The organism is Oceanibaculum sp. (assembly GCF_022449305.1).
Classification (GTDB): domain Bacteria; phylum Pseudomonadota; class Alphaproteobacteria; order Oceanibaculales; family Oceanibaculaceae; genus Oceanibaculum; species Oceanibaculum indicum.
The window spans coordinates 1-16,009 of the sequence record NZ_JAKUSO010000021.1; the positions used below are offsets into that span (position 1 = coordinate 1).

Here is a 16,009-nt window from a genome sequence, read left to right on the forward strand (position 1 = left end):
CTCGACCTTCGCCTGGCGCAGCCGGCGCAGAACCTCATAGCCATCCATGTCGGGCAGCATGAGATCGAGAATGATGATGTCGTAGTCGTAAAGCTTGCCGATCTCCAGCCCGTCCTCGCCGAGGTCGGTTACGTCCACGATGAAATTCGCCGATTGCAGCATCATCTCGACGCTGCGGGCCACGACCTGATCGTCCTCGACCAACAGTACGCGCATGGCACTCTCCTTCTCCCGTCGTCACGGTTTTCTTCCGCGACAATAAGGAAAGGTTAACATGAAAAATTGAAGGGAACGTTAACGAATTAACAAATTCGCCCCGGCGCCGCCGCTGCGCTACAATGGGTGGCCGATCACGATGGGAGCTGGCAAGCCGATGGAATCGCCGCTGCGGCAATTGCGCGAAGAGCTGGAACGGGTGCCCTCATACACCATGTATGGCAGCGTCTCGGCGGTGCTGGGCATGATGGTCGAAGTGGCCGGCGCGTGCCGGTCGCTCTCCATCGGCGACCGCTGCCGGCTGGTCACGCGGCAGGGCCGGCGCGTGCCGTGCGAGGTGGTGGGATTCCGGGCCGAACGCGCGTTGCTGATGCCCTTCGGCACGCTTGATGGTATCGGCATCGGCTGCAAGGCCGAGCTGGAAAATGCCGAGCCCATGGTTTACCCGCACGAAGGCTGGCTGGGCCGCGTGGTTAACGCGCTGGGCGAACCGGTAGACGGCAAAGGGCCACTGCCGCAGGGCAAGATCGCGATCCCGCTGCGCAACCGCCCGCCCTCGCCGCATGCCCGCCAGCCGATTGGTGAGAAGATCGATCTCGGTGTGCGGGCGATCAACACCTTCCTGTCCACCTGCCGGGGCCAGCGCATGGGCATCTTCGCCGGCTCCGGCGTCGGCAAGTCGATCCTGATGTCGATGATGGCGCGCTTCACCCAGGCCGATGTGAATGTGATCGGACTGGTCGGCGAGCGCGGCCGCGAGGTTGGCGAATTCCTGCACGAACAGCTGGGGGCGGAAGGGCTGGCCCGCTCCGTCGTGGTGGTGGCGACATCCGACGAATCGCCGCTGATGCGCCGGCAGGCGGCGCAGATCACCCTGTCGATCGCGGAATATTTCCGCGACACCGACCGCGACGTGCTGTGCATGATCGATTCGATCACCCGTTTCGCCATGGCGCAGCGCGAAATCGGGCTGTCGACCGGCGAGCCGCCGGCCTCCAAAGGCTATACGCCGACCGTCTTCGCCGAGCTGCCGCGCCTGCTGGAGCGCGCCGGCCCCGGCATCGACAGGGGCAGCATCACCGGCCTGTTCACCGTGCTGGTGGAAGGCGACGACCATAACGAGCCCATCGCCGACGCGGTGCGCGGCATCCTGGACGGGCATATCGTGCTGGAACGCCAGATCGCCGAGCGCGGCCGCTACCCCGCGATCAATATCCTGCGCAGCGTCTCGCGCGCGCTGCCCAACTGCAACTCGCCGGAGGAGAACAAGCTGCTGGGCCAGGCGCGGCGGCTGATGTCCACCTATGAGGACATGGCCGAGATGATCCGCCTCGGCGCCTACCGGCAGGGCACCGATCCGGCGGTGGACGAGGCCATCCGCTATCACGAGCCGCTGGAAACCTTCCTGCGTCAGGACCCCTATGAGCGCGCCGGCCTGTCCGAAGGCTATGACCGGCTGGCGACGATCCTGGAAGCGGTGGAGTGAGCTAGGCCATGAAGGCGCTTTCCACGCTGATCCGCCTGCACACGCATCAGCTTGACGATAAGCGCCGCGCGCTGGCCGAGGCGGAACGCCGGCTGGACAATGCCAGGGGGCAGCGTGCCGCCCTGGACGAAGAGATGGTGGCGGAGAAGGAAACGGCCGCCAAGGGCGGGGAGGGGGCCTATACCTATGGTGCCTATCTCCAGGCGGCCAAACGCCGGCGCGAAGCCATCGATGCCGGGATCGCGGTGCTGGAAAAGGCGGCTGGCGAGGCCCGCGACGCGGTAGCCGAAGCCTTCGCGGAGTTGAAGAAATACGAGATCACCAAGGCTAACCGCGAACGCCGCGAACAGGAGGAGGCCAACCGCCGCGAGCAGGAGTTACTGGACGAGATGGGCCTCGCCATGCACCGCCGCAACAACGGCGAGGGCTAGGCCGTCTCCGGCGCCGCCGCTGCGGCTAATTCTCCTCCCGGCATTTCCCCCATTTTCTCCCCGTCATTCCCGGGCTTGTCCCGGGAATCCAGGTCTCAGCTTACTCGACCGACGATCCAGCAGATTGAGGCCTGGACCCCCGCAACAAGTGCGGGGGTGACGGTCTGAGGTAGGGGGAGAGTCGAGTGCGCCTTGCCGAGTTGTCCGCTCAGGCCGTCTCCGGCTTCGCCGCCGTCATATCCTCCACACCGGCCGGCAGGCCGCGGTCGAGATCGAAGCCTTCCTGCTGGCGCCGCCACATCGCGGCATAGATGCCGTCCCGGTCGATCAGATCGCGGTGCGCACCGCGTTCCACGATCTCGCCGGCCTGCAGCACGATGATCTCGTCGGCATCGACCACGGTGGATAGGCGGTGCGCGATGACCAGCGTGGTGCGTCCCTTGGAGACCTCGCGCAGCGCGCCCTGGATTTCCCGCTCCGTATGGGTGTCGAGCGCGCTGGTCGCCTCGTCGAACAGCAGGATGGCCGGGCGCTTCAGGATGGTGCGGGCAATCGCCACGCGTTGCTTCTCGCCGCCCGACAGTTTCAGCCCGCGCTCGCCGACCCGCGTGGTGTAGCCGTCCGGCAGGCCCAGCACGAAATCATGCACCTGGGCAAGGCGCGCCGCCTCCTCCACCTCCGCCGGTGTGGCGCCGGGGCGGCCATAGGCGATGTTGTAATAGATCGTGTCGTTGAACAGCACGGTGTCCTGCGGCACGATGCCGATGGCGGCCCGCAGGGAGGATTGCGTCAGCTCGCGCACATCCTGTCCGTCGATGCGGATGGAACCGCCATCCACATCGTAGAAGCGGAACAGCAGGCGCGAAATGGTGGACTTACCCGCCCCGCTCGGCCCGACGATGGCGACGGTCTTGCCCGCCGGCACCTTGAAGCTGACATCCTTCAGGATCGGCCGGTCCGGGCGGTAACCGAAGCTAACCTCGCGGAATTCCACAGTGGCGTTGGCGGTGACCAGATCGACGGAATCCGGCCGGTCCTTCACCTCGCGCTCGACGCCCAACAGGCGGAACATCGCCTCCATGTCGATCAGCGACTGCTTCATCTCGCGATAGACGAAACCCAGAAAGTTCAGCGGCATGTAGAGCTGGATCAGATAGCCATTCACCAGTACGAAGTCGCCGACCGTCATGCTGCCATTCTTTACGCCGTAACCGGCCATCACCATGACCGCGACCAGGCCGATGGCGATGATCGCACCCTGGCCCACATTCAGCAGCGACAGGGTGGTGCGGCTCTTCACCGCCGCGAATTCGTAGCGCCGCAGCGCATCGTCGAAGCGCCGCGCCTCATGCGCTTCATTGCCGAAATACTTCACCGTTTCGTAGTTCAGCAGGCTGTCGATGGCCTTGGTGTTGGCCTCCTGGTCGGTCTCGTTCATGGCGCGGCGGAACTTGATGCGCCATTCGGTGATCGACAGGGTGAAGGCGATATAGCCGGCGATGGTCGCGAAGGTGACCAGCGAGAACCAGAAATCGTACAGCACCCACAGGATGCCGCAGACCAGCAGGATTTCCAGGATCGTCGGCACGATGTTGAACAGCATGAAGTTCAAAAGGAACTCGATGCCCTTGGTGCCGCGCTCTATGACGCGCGACAGGCCGCCGGTCTGCCGGTCCAGATGGAAGCGCAGCGCCAGGTCGTGCAGGTGCTGGAAGGTCTTCAGCGCGACATTGCGGATGGCGCGCTGCGCCACCCTGGCAAACACGAAATCGCGTAACTCGTTGAAGCCGGAGGAGGCGACACGCACCAGGCCGTACAGGACCAGCAGGCCGACCGGCACGGAAATCGCCGCAAGGTCGGGATTGGTCAGCGCATCGACCGCCAGCTTATAGACATAGGGGATATAGACGGTGGCGATCTTGGCGATGACCAGGAACACGATGGCCACGATGACGCGCGCCCGCATGCCCGGCTCGTCCTTCGGCCAGAGATAGGGCGCAAGCGCGCGGATCGCCTTCGCGTCCGCCTTCAGGTCGGAACCGCTGCGCGCGGCGGATGCTGCCGCGCCATGGGCCTGGGTCATGTCGATTTCCGTTCGATGGGTTTTCTCCTAAGTGGGGCTTCGCGGCGGATTTGGATAGTGTTTTTTGCTCTGCGCGTCATGGTCGCTGCATGACGGATGCTAACTTGTCGTGACAGTAGAAGCCCCTCTCAAACCGTCATTCCCGGGCTTGTCCCGGGAATCCAGGCTTCGGCTCGCTTCGGCATCGATCCAGCAGGCTGAACCCTGGACCCCCGGTACAAGACCGGGGGTGACGATTGGAGTATGAGGCAACGCCTGCGCGTTAATCTTTCATGGCGGTCTGCCCCCGCCCTTTCCCTGCCGTGCCGGGCGTGGCACAAGGGCGCCATGACCGACAAGCCAGCCCCCCTGCTTTCCGCCGCCGAGACCGAGGAGCGCGCCAATGCGGCGGGCGCCCTGTTCATGCTGGCGTCGATCTTCGCCTTTTCGGTGATGGATGCGACCATCAAGTGGCTGGCCGTCACCTACCCGGTCATGCACATCGTGTTCTTCCGCAATTTCTTCGCCTTCATCCCCATCGCACTGATGCTGGCCGCCCGGAAGGACCGGCTGGCGGCGCTGCGCACGCGCAACTGGAAGGGCCATCTGATCCGCGCGGCGCTGGGGCTGACCTCGATGATCCTGTTCTTCAACGCCTTCGCGCTGATGCCGCTGGCTGAGGTGGTGGCCATCGCCTTCTCCGCGCCGCTCTTCATCACCGCCCTGTCGATGCCGCTGCTGGGCGAGCGGGTGGGGCCGCGCCGCTGGTCGGCGGTGGTGGTCGGCTTTATCGGCGTGCTCATCATCCTCCGGCCCGGTACGGAGCTGTTCCAGCCGGTTGCCTTCCTGCCGCTGATTGCCAGCCTGTTCCTGGCGCTGGCGATGCTGCAGGTCCGGCTGCTGACACGCACCGAGACCAATATCGCCCTGATGACCTACATGACGACGGCCGGCGCGCTGGCGACGGCGCCCTTCCTGCTGTCTGGCTGGGTGCAGCCGACCGGGTTCGACTGGGGGCTGTTCGTCGGCATGGGGATCATCGGCGGCACGGCGCAATATCTGCTGACCCAGGCTTTCCGCAAGGCGCCGGCCTCGCTGATCGCGCCGTTGGAATATTCCGGCATTCTGTGGGCCGGGCTGTTCGGCTACTGGCTGTTCGGCGAGCTGCCGGACCGCTGGGTCTTTGTCGGCTCGGCCATCGTAATCGCCAGCGGGCTTTATATCCTGCACCGCGAGACCAGGCTGGGCCGCTTGCGGCAGAAGCCGCAAAAAGGGTAATATTCCTGCCGAATACAGGGGTTGGGGGATCGCATGACAAAAATGCCGGTGCGGCTGTTCTCAGCGCCGTTGTTCCTGGGCGGAGCGGTGCTGTTGGCGGGCCTGTCCCTTGGCGGGCCGGCGGAGGCCGTATGCATCCGCAACCAGCTGACCGAGCCGGTGCGCGCCACGCTGGCCGGGGCCTATGCCTGGGAAGCCAGAATCATGCCCGGCTATGAGCTGTGCACCGAACGCACGCTGGATGCCGCCAGCGTCGAACGCGCCAAGGGCACGCGGCTCGCCATGTCCATCGTTTCCGACGTAACCGCTGGCCGGCGCTACTGCGACGGCTCGGTGAAGCACGCCGCCCTTGTGATGCTGTATGTGGAGCGCGATGGCCGTACCATGCGCTGCGATGCCTATTGAGGCGATTACCCACTCAATTTGAAAAAGAGTATGTCGCGCCCGGTACTGTTTCGCCCGGCGTTTTGATTTCATAGTGCCGCCAGTTTCGGGGCCAGTTTTAGGGCCCGTTTCGGCGGCGGAATTGTCACCACCACAGTATGGGGTGCATTCCGGCCATTCCGGCTGACCGCTAGTTGCGGCCGGCAGAACCGATAAGATTAGTTTGGGATTTTCTTCGCGGGGGAGCGGACGATGTCGGAAAAGATGGTGGAGTCGGGACGGGGCTGGCAAATGCCGTTGTTCGCCATCCTGCTGTGCGGCAGCCTGATCGTTGCGCTGTCCTTCGGGGTGCGCTCCGCCTTCGGCATTTTCATGGTGCCGATCTCCGGCGAGCTGGGCTGGGGGCGCGAGATCTTCGCCCTGTCGATTGCCTTGCAGAACCTGCTCTGGGGTCTGGGGCAGCCCTTCGCCGGCGCGCTGGCCGACCGGTTCGGCCCGATGAAGGTGGTGATTGGCGGCGGCCTGCTCTACAGCGCCGGCGTCCTCATCATGTCGGTATCGACCACGCCGATGCTGTTCCACCTCTCGACCGGCGTGCTGGTCGGCTTCGGCCTGTCCGGCACCGGTTTCTCCATCGTGCTGGCCGCTGTCGGCAAGGTGGTGGCGCCGGAGAAGCGCTCCTGGGCGCTGGGCATCGTGACGGCGGCGGGTTCTTTCGGCCAGTTCGCCATGGTGCCGCTGGGCCAGGCCTTCCTGTCCGCCTATGGCTGGCAGACCACGGTGCTGATCCTCGGTATCAGCTCGCTGGCCATGCTACCGCTGGCTGGCGCCTTCTGGGGTATCGGCCAGCGTGGCGGACTCTCGGCCGGGCCGGCCAGCACCCAGAGCCTGGGCGAGGCGCTGCGCGAGGCCAGCCGGCATCGCGGTTTCCTGCTGCTGACCGCCGGCTTCTTCGTCTGCGGCTTCCATGTCGCCTTCATCGCCGCGCACCTGCCGTCCTTCGTCATCGACCGGGGGCTGGACCCGCGGATCGGCGCCTGGGCGCTAGGCCTGGTCGGGCTGTTCAACGTCATCGGCTCCTACACGTCGGGCGTGCTGGGCGGCAAGTACAGCAAGAAGTACCTGCTGAGCATGCTCTATGTGACGCGCTCCGCCGTCATCGTGCTGTTCATTTCCTTCCCGATGACCGAGACCACGGTGCTGATCTTCGCCGCCGCGATGGGCCTCTTGTGGCTGTCCACCGTGCCGCTGACCTCCGGCATTGTGGCGCAGGTGTTCGGGCCGAAATACATGTCGATGCTGACCGGTATCGTGTTCTTGAGCCACCAGATCGGCAGCTTCCTTGGCGTGTGGGGCGGCGGCTACCTGTATGACACCACCGGCTCCTACAATGTCGTCTGGTATTGCTCGATCGCGCTCGGCATCTTCGCCGGCATCGTGCACTGGCCGATCGACGAACGCCCGCTGGACCGGCTGTCGCCCGCCAAGGCGTAAGAAACGCTACGCCTCGATCTCGCTGTGCACCTCGATGATCTCGTTGTGCTCGACGAAGGGCAGGGGCGGGAAATGCGGCGTCGCCTGAAAGCTGACCTGGCCTTTCAGGCCGACCCGCTCGGCGGTTTCCTCGAACAGCCGGACGATCTCCGCCTTGATGTCGCGTGGCAGGGCGCGGTGGGTGCGCACGATCAGGTCCAGCCTTTCCGTGCGGGCCAGCCCGTCGAGCTGCAACGCGCCCAGCTTGCTGAGGTCGAGGTCGATGAGGAAACGGTGGCCTGATCCGCCCTCCGCGCCGCCGTCGCCTTCCTCCGTGGGATCGCGCATGAACAGCCGGATTTGCTGCAAATCGCGCCCGTCGAACAGCGGGATATAGAAGCCGCGCCATTCATTGCCGGCGGCATCGGTGCCAGTGCGTGTCATCTGCCCCATATCGTCGCTGAGGCGCGACAGCAGCGGGCTGCGCCCGTCGCGCCCACCCAGCGCGCGGGCCGTCTGATCGCCCATCCAGCTCCGCACATCGCCGCCGCGCAGCGCCGCCATGAAGAACAGCAGGGCGCCGGCCAGCTGCGGGCCGGGCTGCGGGATGGCCGTCTGCAGCAGGGTCTGGGCCAGGGCGGGATTGGTCTGCGACAGCTGGACGAAGGCCTCATTCAGGGCCGGCCACGCTCTGCCAAGGCTTGCTGGCTGTCCTCCTGCCGCCGCCGTTCCGGTGGCGTTGCCCGGTGGCAGGCCGAGGGCCGCGCGGGCGGTGGCTTCCGCATTCCCGAGGGCGCTGGGCGACAGGCCCAGCGTGACGCCGGTTCCGGTTGGCAGGCCCTGCGCGCCCGGAATGGTGACAAGGCCGAAGCTGGTCTGCAGCAGCGGCTGGCCTGCCGCCGTGCTGCCGACGACCGTGGCGGTAATGGTCGCGCCGCCGGTGGGCAGCGGCTGCAGGCCGGGGGGTGGGGTGGGCGTCTGGCCCGCTGTCGCCTGACCAGCCTGTGTTACTTGCCCCGCTGCCGCACCCTGTACTGCTCCCTGTGTCGTTTGTCCTGCTGTTGTCCCTTGTGCCTGCGCCGGTTGCTGGATGGCATTCACCGTGACGGCGATGGTGCTGCCGGCCGGCAGGGCCTGCAGGATCTGGGCGGCGGGCGCGCCAGCGGGCAGCGCCGTGAGGCTGGCGCTTGTCGAGGGCGCGGTCAGGGAGGGGGGCAGCGCTGGCGTCTGGACCGGCTGACCCGCCGGGGGCGGTGTCGGGCCGGCTGCGGCGGGCGCGCCTGCTGACTGAGTTGCGGCTTGTGGCGTTGCGGCTGGCGCTGCTGGTGCCGCTGCTGTTGGCGCCGAAGGCGTAGTACTGCCGGCCTGAGTGGGTAGCGGCGCGGATGCCGGCGGCGTTGCAGGAGTGACGGTGGATGCCGGTGTCGGCGTGCCAATTGCGGGTGCGCCAGTCGTGGGAATGGTGGTGTTCGCGGGCGTCGTTGCCGGCGCGGTCGTAGCCGGAGGCGCCCCGGTAGCAGCTTGCGCTGCCTGCGGGGCTGCGGCCTGTGCTGGCGCGGGCTGCGCAGGCGCGGCCTGCGTTGGCGTGGTCGGGGAGGCTCCCGGAATCGTCTGCCCCTGGACCGGCGTCTGCCCCTGCGCCTGGCCCTGGCCGGTCAAGGTCTGCACCAGCAGGGCCTGGACCGTCTGCCCGGCCTGCAAGGGCTGCGGTGGCTGGGTGCTGGCCGCAATGACGGGGGAGGAGGCGACGGAAACCGCCGGCTGCTGGGCTGCCGGTTGTGCCCCCTGCTGGGGAGCGGGCGTTGCCGTTCCGGTCTGCGGTGTTCCGGCCGGGCTGGCGGGTTGCGTGGGTGTGCCACCCGGTACCTGCCCCGCACCCTGCGCCGGTACGGAAGGTGTTTGTGCAGCCGGCTGCTGGCCTATCTGCTGGCCCGGTTGTTGTGCCGGTTGCTGGGCAGGCTGCGCGGGCTGTTGCGGCAGCGGCTGCTGAGTAGGTTGCTGTGTAGGGGCCGCCCGTCGGTCAACCGACAGGACCACCACCTGCTGGCTGTCGCCGACGGCGCGGACCTCCATGGTCAGCGCTGTGCCGGGCCGGAAATTGGCCGCCGTGCGCAGTGCCACGGCCCCCTGCTCGGTGCGGACGATGAGATTGCCCTGCTTGTCGCGGCCTTCCACCGTGCCCTTGACGACAGTGCCCGGATCGGCCGCCTTCAGCGATTCCGGCGCATTGACCAGCGTGCCGACGGTCGCCGCCGGCGCCGTACCGGCGACTCCGACGGGCGATGTCGGCGGGACGAAGCTCATTGCGGCTCCAGCAGGCTTTCCAGCAGTTTCTCGACGTCACGGGCAGCGTCGCTGTTCGGCGAGCGCAGCAGGATCGATGTCTGGTTGCGAATGGCGTCGGCAACCTTGCGGTCGCGCCGGATGATGCCGGCCAGCGGCGGCGAGGCCTTCAGGAAGCTCTGGCAGGCCTTCAGCAGTGTCTGATAGGTGCGCTGCCCCTCGCCGACCGAATCAACCATGTTCACGATGATGCGGACATCGGCGTTGGGGTCGCCCTGCAGGGTCAACTTGATGAAGGCATAGGCGTCGGTCAGCGCCGTCGGGTCGGCGGTGGTGACGACCAGCGTCGTGCCGGCCCAGCCGGCCAGCGTGCGCACCGTGCGGTCGATGCCGGCCCCCAGATCCAGCACCACCCGGTCATAGCCGAGGGCAAGCTGCTGCAACTCCTCGCCCAGATGGGTGAGGCGCGGGACGGGCAGGGCGGCAAGGCTGCCGGAGCCGGAGCGGCCGGCGATCACTGAGAAGGAGGCTTCGGGATGCGGGGTGATGGTCTGGCTCAGCGTCGCCTTGCCTTCGATGAAGGCGCCAAGATCGCGCTTGGCCATCAGCCCGAGCTGGACATCGATGTTGGCCAGCCCGAGGTCGCCGTCGAACAGCAGCACGCTTTCGCCGCTGAGCGCCAGCGCATGGCTCAGTGTCACCGACAGCCAGGTCTTGCCGACCCCGCCCTTGCCGGAGGCGATGGCGACCATGTTCTGCGTCTTGCCCAGGGCACGGGGCAGGCGAACCGGGTCGGAAACGGGAGGTATGGCGTTGCTCATGCGAAGACCCTGTCACCAAATGCCGGGGTACTGATCCCCCTTTCCTGAGAAAGCAACAAACGTGCCAGCGAAACCGGGTTCAGAGGCGCCAGCCCCTCGGCCACGCGCGGCGAGGTGCTGACATGGGAGAAGCGGAACTGGCCGATTTCCGCGGCCACCAGCATAAAGCCAAGACGGCGCGCGAGATCGAGCCGCGTGGCGATCAGTCGGCTGGTGCCCAGCGTCTTGAACATCTCGGCAATTTCTGCCGCCTCATGCACATCGCCGCCACCGGGCAGCACCAGCATAGGATCGGCCTCGGCCGCGTCGATCAGGTTCTTCAACTCCTTGAGCTCGGCCGGGTCGAACGGATTGATGCCGGCGCTGTCGATGAGCTGCAGATATTTCCCGCGTTCCGCGCAGTAGCGTTTCAGGTCGCCCGGATTGTCCGCCGTCTGCAGCTTCAGTTTAAGAACGGAGGTCAGTGCGGAAAGTTGCTCCACGCCGCCGGCCTTCACCGTATCGGTGGTGATGACCCGCACCGTCCGGCGCGCCAGCACGCAGCGCGTGGCCAGCTTGGCGACGGTCAGGGTCTTGCCCGCACCGGGCGGGCCGATCAGCATGATCGGGCGGCGGAAATCATTCTCCGGCATCGGCGCGAAGCGGAACTGGCTGTCCAGCGCGCCGGCCAGCGCCAGTGCCGGATCGTCGGTGTTGAGGCCGGAGGCCGCGCGCAGCAGCCGGTCGGCCAGCCGCCCCGGCACGCTGTGCTGTTCCATCGCCTCCGAGAGAATATCGCCGAGGTCAGCCACTTCCGGGCTGTGATGATGATGGTCGTCCAGCGGGTCCAGATCTTCCACGATATCAAGCGCGGCGGTGACGCGCACACCACCTTCCTCGCCCTTCTGGGTGGAAACGATGATGGCATCCTCGCCGAGTTCGTCGCGGATGATCCGCATCGCCTCGGCCATCGACGGAGCCTTGAAAGTCTTAAGACGCATGCTTCGTCCTGGCCCTCCGGTGTGCCGGCCGCCTGTTCCTGATCACGCTATCCGGGATAGCGCGAGGGGCAGCCTGACACGCCAATCTCATATCTGTCCCAGGGTCTTGATCTTGGCCTTGGGGTGAATCTCGCTCTGCGACAATACCACGGTCGCCGGTCGGAACCGTTCGATTATCGACCGCACATAAGGCCGAATGGCCGGGCTGGTCAACAGTACCGGCGCCTCGCCCAGTGCCGCCAGCTGCTCGAAGGTCTGGCGGATGGCGCCGATGAACTGCTGCAGCTGGCTGGGTGGCATGGAAAGCTGCTTGTCGTCGCCCTGGCCGACGATGGATTCGGCGAAGGCCTGCTCCCAGTCCGGCGACAGGGTGACGATCGGGATATGGCCTTCCTCGTTGACATACTGCTCGCTGATCTGCCGGGCGAGGCGGGAGCGCACATGCTCGGTGATCATGGTGATGTTGCGCGTGTAGGTGCTGGCCTCCGAAACGCCCTCCAGAATCGTCGGCAGGTCGCGGATCGAAATCCGCTCCGACAGCAGGTTCTGCAGCAGGCGCTGCAAGCCGCCCACGGAAATATGCGTCGGCACGATGTCGCCGATCAGCTTCTGATGCTGGCCCGACAGCTCGTCCAGCAGTTTCTGGGTCTCGGTGTAGGACAGCAGGTCCGCCATGTTGTCGCGGACGATCTCGGTCAGATGCGTGGTGATGACGGTCGGCGGATCGACAACGGTATAGCCGCGGAACATCGCCTCCTCGCGGTGGCTCGGATTGATCCACATGGCCGGCAGACCGAAGGTCGGCTCGCGCGTGTTCTCGCCTGGCAGGTCGATCTTCTGGCCGCGCGGGTCCATCACCAGCAGCATGTTGGGGCGGATATCGCCGCGCCCGGATTCGATCTCCTTCACCCGGATCATGTAGGTGTTGGGCGGCAGCTGCAGATTATCCTGAATGCGCACGGAGGGCATGATGAAGCCCATCTCGCTGGCCAGCTGCCGGCGCAACGCCTTGATCTGCTCCGTCAGGCGCTGGCCATCGGTGCTGTTGATCAGCGGTAGCAGACCGTAGCCCAGCTCCAGGCGGATCAGGTCGATATGCAGCGCCGTGGAGATCGGCTCCTCGGCGACCGGCATCTCCGCCGTCTCGGTGGCGACGGCCTCGGCCTTGCGCAGCGTCTCGGCCTTCTTCTGGCGGGTCAGCAGATAGGCGGCGCCGCCGGTGATTGCGGCCAGCAGCGCGAAGGGCAGGAAGGGCAGGCCAGGCAGCACGCCCAGCACCAGCATCAGGAAGGCAGACAGGCCGAGCGCCGTCGGATAGCCGCCCAGCTGCTTCATCAGCTGCTTGTCGGCAGTGCCCGGCGTCCCCGACTTGGAGACCAGCATGCCGGCGGCGGTGGAGACGATCAGCGCCGGAATCTGGCTGACCAGCCCGTCGCCGACGGTCAGCAGCGTATAGGTCTGCGCCGCCGCGCTGAAGCTCATGCCCTGCTGCGCCACACCGATAATCATGCCACCGATGACATTGATGAAGGTAATCAGCAGGCCGGCGATGGCGTCGCCGCGCACGAATTTAGAGGCACCGTCCATGGCGCCGAAGAAGCCGCTTTCCTCCTCCAGCTCCTTCCGGCGGGTGCGGGCCTCGTCCTCGTTGATGAGGCCGGAGGACAGGTCGGCGTCGATCGCCATCTGCTTGCCGGGCATGGCGTCCAGGCTGAAGCGCGCGCCGACTTCGGCGATACGGCCAGCACCCTTGGTGATGACGATGAAGTTCACGATCACCAGGATGCCGAACACGATGACGCCGATGACGAAATTGCCGCTCATCATGAAGGAGCCGAAGGCGGCGATCACATCGCCCGCAGCCGTCGGCCCGGTATGGCCTTCGGCAAGGATCAGGCGGGTGGAGGCCAGGTTCAGCGCCAGCCGCAGCATGGTGGCGATCAGCAGCACCGTGGGGAAGGCGTTGAAGTCCAGCGGCCGGTGAATGAACATCACCGTCATCAGGATCAGGACCGAGAAGGTGATCGACAACGCCAGCGCGATGTCGAGCAGCCAGGTCGGCATGGGCAGGATCAGCACCGACAGGATGCCGATCATGCCCAGCGCAACGGCGATATCCGGGCGGTTTACAATGCCGCCATAGCGGCCGAGCAGCGCCTGTATGCCGCCGCCGGAGCCTCCGCCCGAATCCTGTTGCGAGGTGTCAGCCATGCCTCAGCCCGTCATCCAGTGGCGGTGCGGCGTCATGCGGTTTCCGCTTCTCCGGGCATCGGCACAGGCACGCCCTCTTCGGTATATTGCCGCAGCTTGTTGCGCAGGGTGCGGATCGAGATGCCCAGGATGTTGGCCGCATGGGTGCGGTTGCCCAGGCAGTGCTTCAGCGTGTCGATAATCAGGTCGCGTTCGACATCGGCGACGGTACGGCCGACCAGCTTGCCAAGGCCGAGCGCTTCCACCGTGGAGCGGGTGTCATCGTCGCCATCATCCGTCGCGGCCTGGAAGGAAGGCACCTCGGCGACCGGGGCCGTTCCCGGCTGTTCGCCGGTCAGCATGATCGCCTCCGGCCCGATCTCGGTGCCGCTGGCCAGCAGCACGGCGCGGTGCAGGGTGTTTTCCAGCTCGCGCACATTGCCCTTCCAGTGATGGCCCTGCAGCCGCGCAATGGCCTTGGCCGACAGCGGGCGAATGTCGATGCCGTTGGCTTCCGAATATTTCTTCACGAAATGCTCGGCCAGAACGTGGATGTCCTGCGGGCGCTTGCGCAGGGGCGGCAAGGCCAGGTTGAAGACGTTCAGGCGGAAATAGAGGTCTTCGCGGAAATTGCCGTTCTTCACCTCCTCCTCCAGATTGCGGTTGGAGGTGGCGATCAGCCGGACATTCACCTTCACCGGTGTGGTGCCGCCGACGCGGTCGATCTCGCGCTCCTGGATGACGCGCAGCAGCTTGGCCTGCAGGCGCGGGTCCATCTCGCTGATCTCGTCCAGCAGCAGGGTGCCGCCATTGGCTTCCTCGAACTTGCCGATGCGGCGCGCGACGGCGCCGGTGAAGGCACCCTTCTCATGGCCGAACAGTTCGGATTCCAGCAGGTTCTCCGGGATGGCGGCGCAGTTCAGCGCGACGAATTTCTGGTCGGCCCGGCGGCTCTTGCTGTGCAGGTAGCGGGCCATCACCTCCTTGCCGGTGCCGCTCTCGCCGGTGATCAGTACGGAGGCGTCGGACGGGGCGATCTGTTCGGCCAGCTTGATGACCTGCGCCATCGCCACATCCTTGAAGATGACAGCGTTGGATTCCTCGGCGACGGCCTCCAGCACGGCGGCGATCAGGGCGGCGTCCGGCGGCAGCGGCACATATTCCTTGGCGCCGGCCTTGATTGCCCTCACGGCGGTATCGGCATCGGTGCCGATGCCGCAGGCAACCACGGGAATCGTGATGCGTTCCGCCTTCAGGCTCTCCATGAAGCGGGCAATCGGCAGCCTGACATCGATCATCACCAGGTCAGCGCCCTGGCCGGCGCGCAGCGCCTGCAGCCCCTTATCGATGGTATCGGCGTGGCTGACCTTGGCACCGCGGGTCAGCGCGATCTGGCTTGCGGCCGTCAGATGCCCTTCAAGGGCGCCGAGAATGAGCAAACGCATACCTAACTCTCCATTGACCCCGGTTGCCCCCGGAAGGGCCTGGGATGCCTTCGTTCAGTCGAACAAATCGATGCGCTGCGCGGGCGGCAGCACGGTATTGATCTGCATTTCCGTCCGGCGCGGATGCTCCTGCCGGGCGATGGAGGCGGCGCCGATCAGATAGATTTGCGAGACCATCTGATCCTCGCCCATGTTGCGCTCCAGCTTGGAGGCCAGCGGCGCGAACACCATGTAGGCCAGCACCGCGCCATAGAAGGTGGTCAGCAGGGCGACAGCCATGGCCGGCCCGATGGAGGACGGATCGCTGAGCCGGCCCAGCATCTGCACCAGGCCGACCAGCGTGCCAATGAGACCCATGGCCGGTGCGACTTCCGCCGCCTTGCGCAGCATGCCGGCGGTCTGTGTCTGGCGCATCGCGGTGGCCGCCATCTCCTGGCGCATGATGCGCTCCACCTCATCAGCCGGGGAGCCATCGACGACCATCTGCACCGCCTTGTGCAGGAAGGGTTCGCGCTGCATCTCCGACAGCCCGCTTTCCAGCGCCAGCACGCCCTTGGCGCGGGCGATCTCCGACAGGTGCAGCATCCAGACAGCGGCCGACTGCGCGTTACGCGCCGGGCGCAGCAGCACATTGCCGATCACCTCATGCGCGCGCAGCGCATCACGCAGCGAATAGCACACCAGCGTCACGGCGAAGGTGCCGCCAAGCACGATCAGCACCGACGGGATATCGAGAAAGGCGGCGGATGAACCGCTGATGCTCATCGCCGCGAAGATCATCCCGAAACCGCCGACCAGGCCCAGGATGGTCGCGAAATCGACGACCATGCGCGATCCGGGCGGCACGAGATCGGCCCGGTTCGTCGCCATCCTGATACCGGCAGCGGGCGCAGCCCTTCCGGCGGCGGCTTCCGTCTTGCTGGAAACATCCGACATGCACGAAAATCCTTACGTCAGATG

General features: G+C 66.1%; 13 protein-coding genes. 5 read left to right on the forward strand and 8 right to left on the reverse strand.

Features of this window, described 5'->3' with window-relative positions; genetic code table 11:
• On the reverse strand, nucleotides 1-216 hold a 216-nt coding region (locus tag MK313_RS08515; RefSeq protein WP_287780862.1), incomplete at its 3' end, for a response regulator.
• 157 nt (nucleotides 217-373) lie between these two features.
• Between MK313_RS08515 and fliI the strand changes: the two genes are divergently transcribed.
• On the forward strand, nucleotides 374-1,702 hold the full coding sequence (fliI, locus tag MK313_RS08520; protein ID WP_287780863.1) for a flagellar protein export ATPase FliI: 1,329 nt from the start codon (nucleotides 374-376) through the stop codon (nucleotides 1,700-1,702).
• 8 nt (nucleotides 1,703-1,710) lie between these two features.
• A complete protein-coding gene (locus tag MK313_RS08525) occupies nucleotides 1,711-2,133 on the forward strand; it encodes a flagellar export protein FliJ (protein ID WP_287780864.1) in 423 nt (140 codons plus the stop codon).
• Between the two features lie 208 nt (nucleotides 2,134-2,341).
• Here the strand turns inward: MK313_RS08525 and MK313_RS08530 are convergent, their stop codons facing one another.
• Nucleotides 2,342-4,216 carry an ABCB family ABC transporter ATP-binding protein/permease gene (locus tag MK313_RS08530; protein ID WP_287780865.1) on the reverse strand — a complete coding sequence of 625 codons (1,875 nt, stop codon included), beginning with the start codon at nucleotides 4,214-4,216 and terminating at the stop codon, nucleotides 2,342-2,344.
• Between the two features lie 327 nt (nucleotides 4,217-4,543).
• Here MK313_RS08530 and MK313_RS08535 point away from each other — a divergent pair, with 327 nt between their 5' ends.
• The 3 genes from MK313_RS08535 to MK313_RS08545 all read left to right on the forward strand — a co-directional run bounded on the left by MK313_RS08535 (nucleotide 4,544) and on the right by MK313_RS08545 (nucleotide 7,351).
• Complete coding sequence (locus tag MK313_RS08535) at nucleotides 4,544-5,473, forward strand: DMT family transporter (RefSeq protein ID WP_287780866.1); 930 nt, start codon at nucleotides 4,544-4,546, stop codon at nucleotides 5,471-5,473.
• A 33-nt stretch (nucleotides 5,474-5,506) separates the two neighbouring features.
• A complete protein-coding gene (locus tag MK313_RS08540; protein ID WP_287780867.1) occupies nucleotides 5,507-5,878 on the forward strand; it encodes a hypothetical protein in 372 nt (123 codons plus the stop codon).
• A 231-nt stretch (nucleotides 5,879-6,109) separates the two neighbouring features.
• On the forward strand, nucleotides 6,110-7,351 hold the full coding sequence (locus MK313_RS08545) for an MFS transporter (protein WP_287780868.1): 1,242 nt from the start codon (nucleotides 6,110-6,112) through the stop codon (nucleotides 7,349-7,351).
• A 6-nt stretch (nucleotides 7,352-7,357) separates the two neighbouring features.
• Here MK313_RS08545 and MK313_RS08550 read toward each other — a convergent pair whose 3' ends face one another.
• The 6 genes from MK313_RS08550 to MK313_RS08575 all read right to left on the reverse strand — a co-directional run bounded on the left by MK313_RS08550 (nucleotide 7,358) and on the right by MK313_RS08575 (nucleotide 15,985).
• Nucleotides 7,358-9,634, reverse strand: a complete 2,277-nt coding sequence (locus MK313_RS08550) for a hypothetical protein (protein WP_287780869.1) — start codon at nucleotides 9,632-9,634, stop codon at nucleotides 7,358-7,360.
• The gene (locus MK313_RS08555) at nucleotides 9,631-10,434 is read right to left on the reverse strand and encodes a MinD/ParA family protein (RefSeq protein WP_287780870.1); all 804 of its coding nucleotides are present in this window, start codon (nucleotides 10,432-10,434) and stop codon (nucleotides 9,631-9,633) included. The genes MK313_RS08550 and MK313_RS08555 overlap by 4 nt, the downstream gene beginning before the upstream one ends.
• Nucleotides 10,431-11,414, reverse strand: a complete 984-nt coding sequence (locus tag MK313_RS08560; protein WP_287780871.1) for a GTPase — start codon at nucleotides 11,412-11,414, stop codon at nucleotides 10,431-10,433. The genes MK313_RS08555 and MK313_RS08560 overlap by 4 nt, the downstream gene beginning before the upstream one ends.
• Before the next feature lie 87 nt (nucleotides 11,415-11,501).
• On the reverse strand, nucleotides 11,502-13,625 hold the full coding sequence (gene flhA / locus MK313_RS08565; RefSeq protein WP_008945685.1) for a flagellar biosynthesis protein FlhA: 2,124 nt from the start codon (nucleotides 13,623-13,625) through the stop codon (nucleotides 11,502-11,504).
• A gap of 32 nt (nucleotides 13,626-13,657) precedes the next feature.
• A complete protein-coding gene (locus MK313_RS08570) occupies nucleotides 13,658-15,049 on the reverse strand; it encodes a sigma-54-dependent transcriptional regulator (RefSeq protein WP_287780873.1) in 1,392 nt (463 codons plus the stop codon).
• Between the two features lie 54 nt (nucleotides 15,050-15,103).
• Nucleotides 15,104-15,985 carry a motility protein A gene (locus tag MK313_RS08575; RefSeq protein ID WP_008945687.1) on the reverse strand — a complete coding sequence of 294 codons (882 nt, stop codon included), beginning with the start codon at nucleotides 15,983-15,985 and terminating at the stop codon, nucleotides 15,104-15,106.
• Nucleotides 15,986-16,009: the final 24 nt, after the last annotated feature.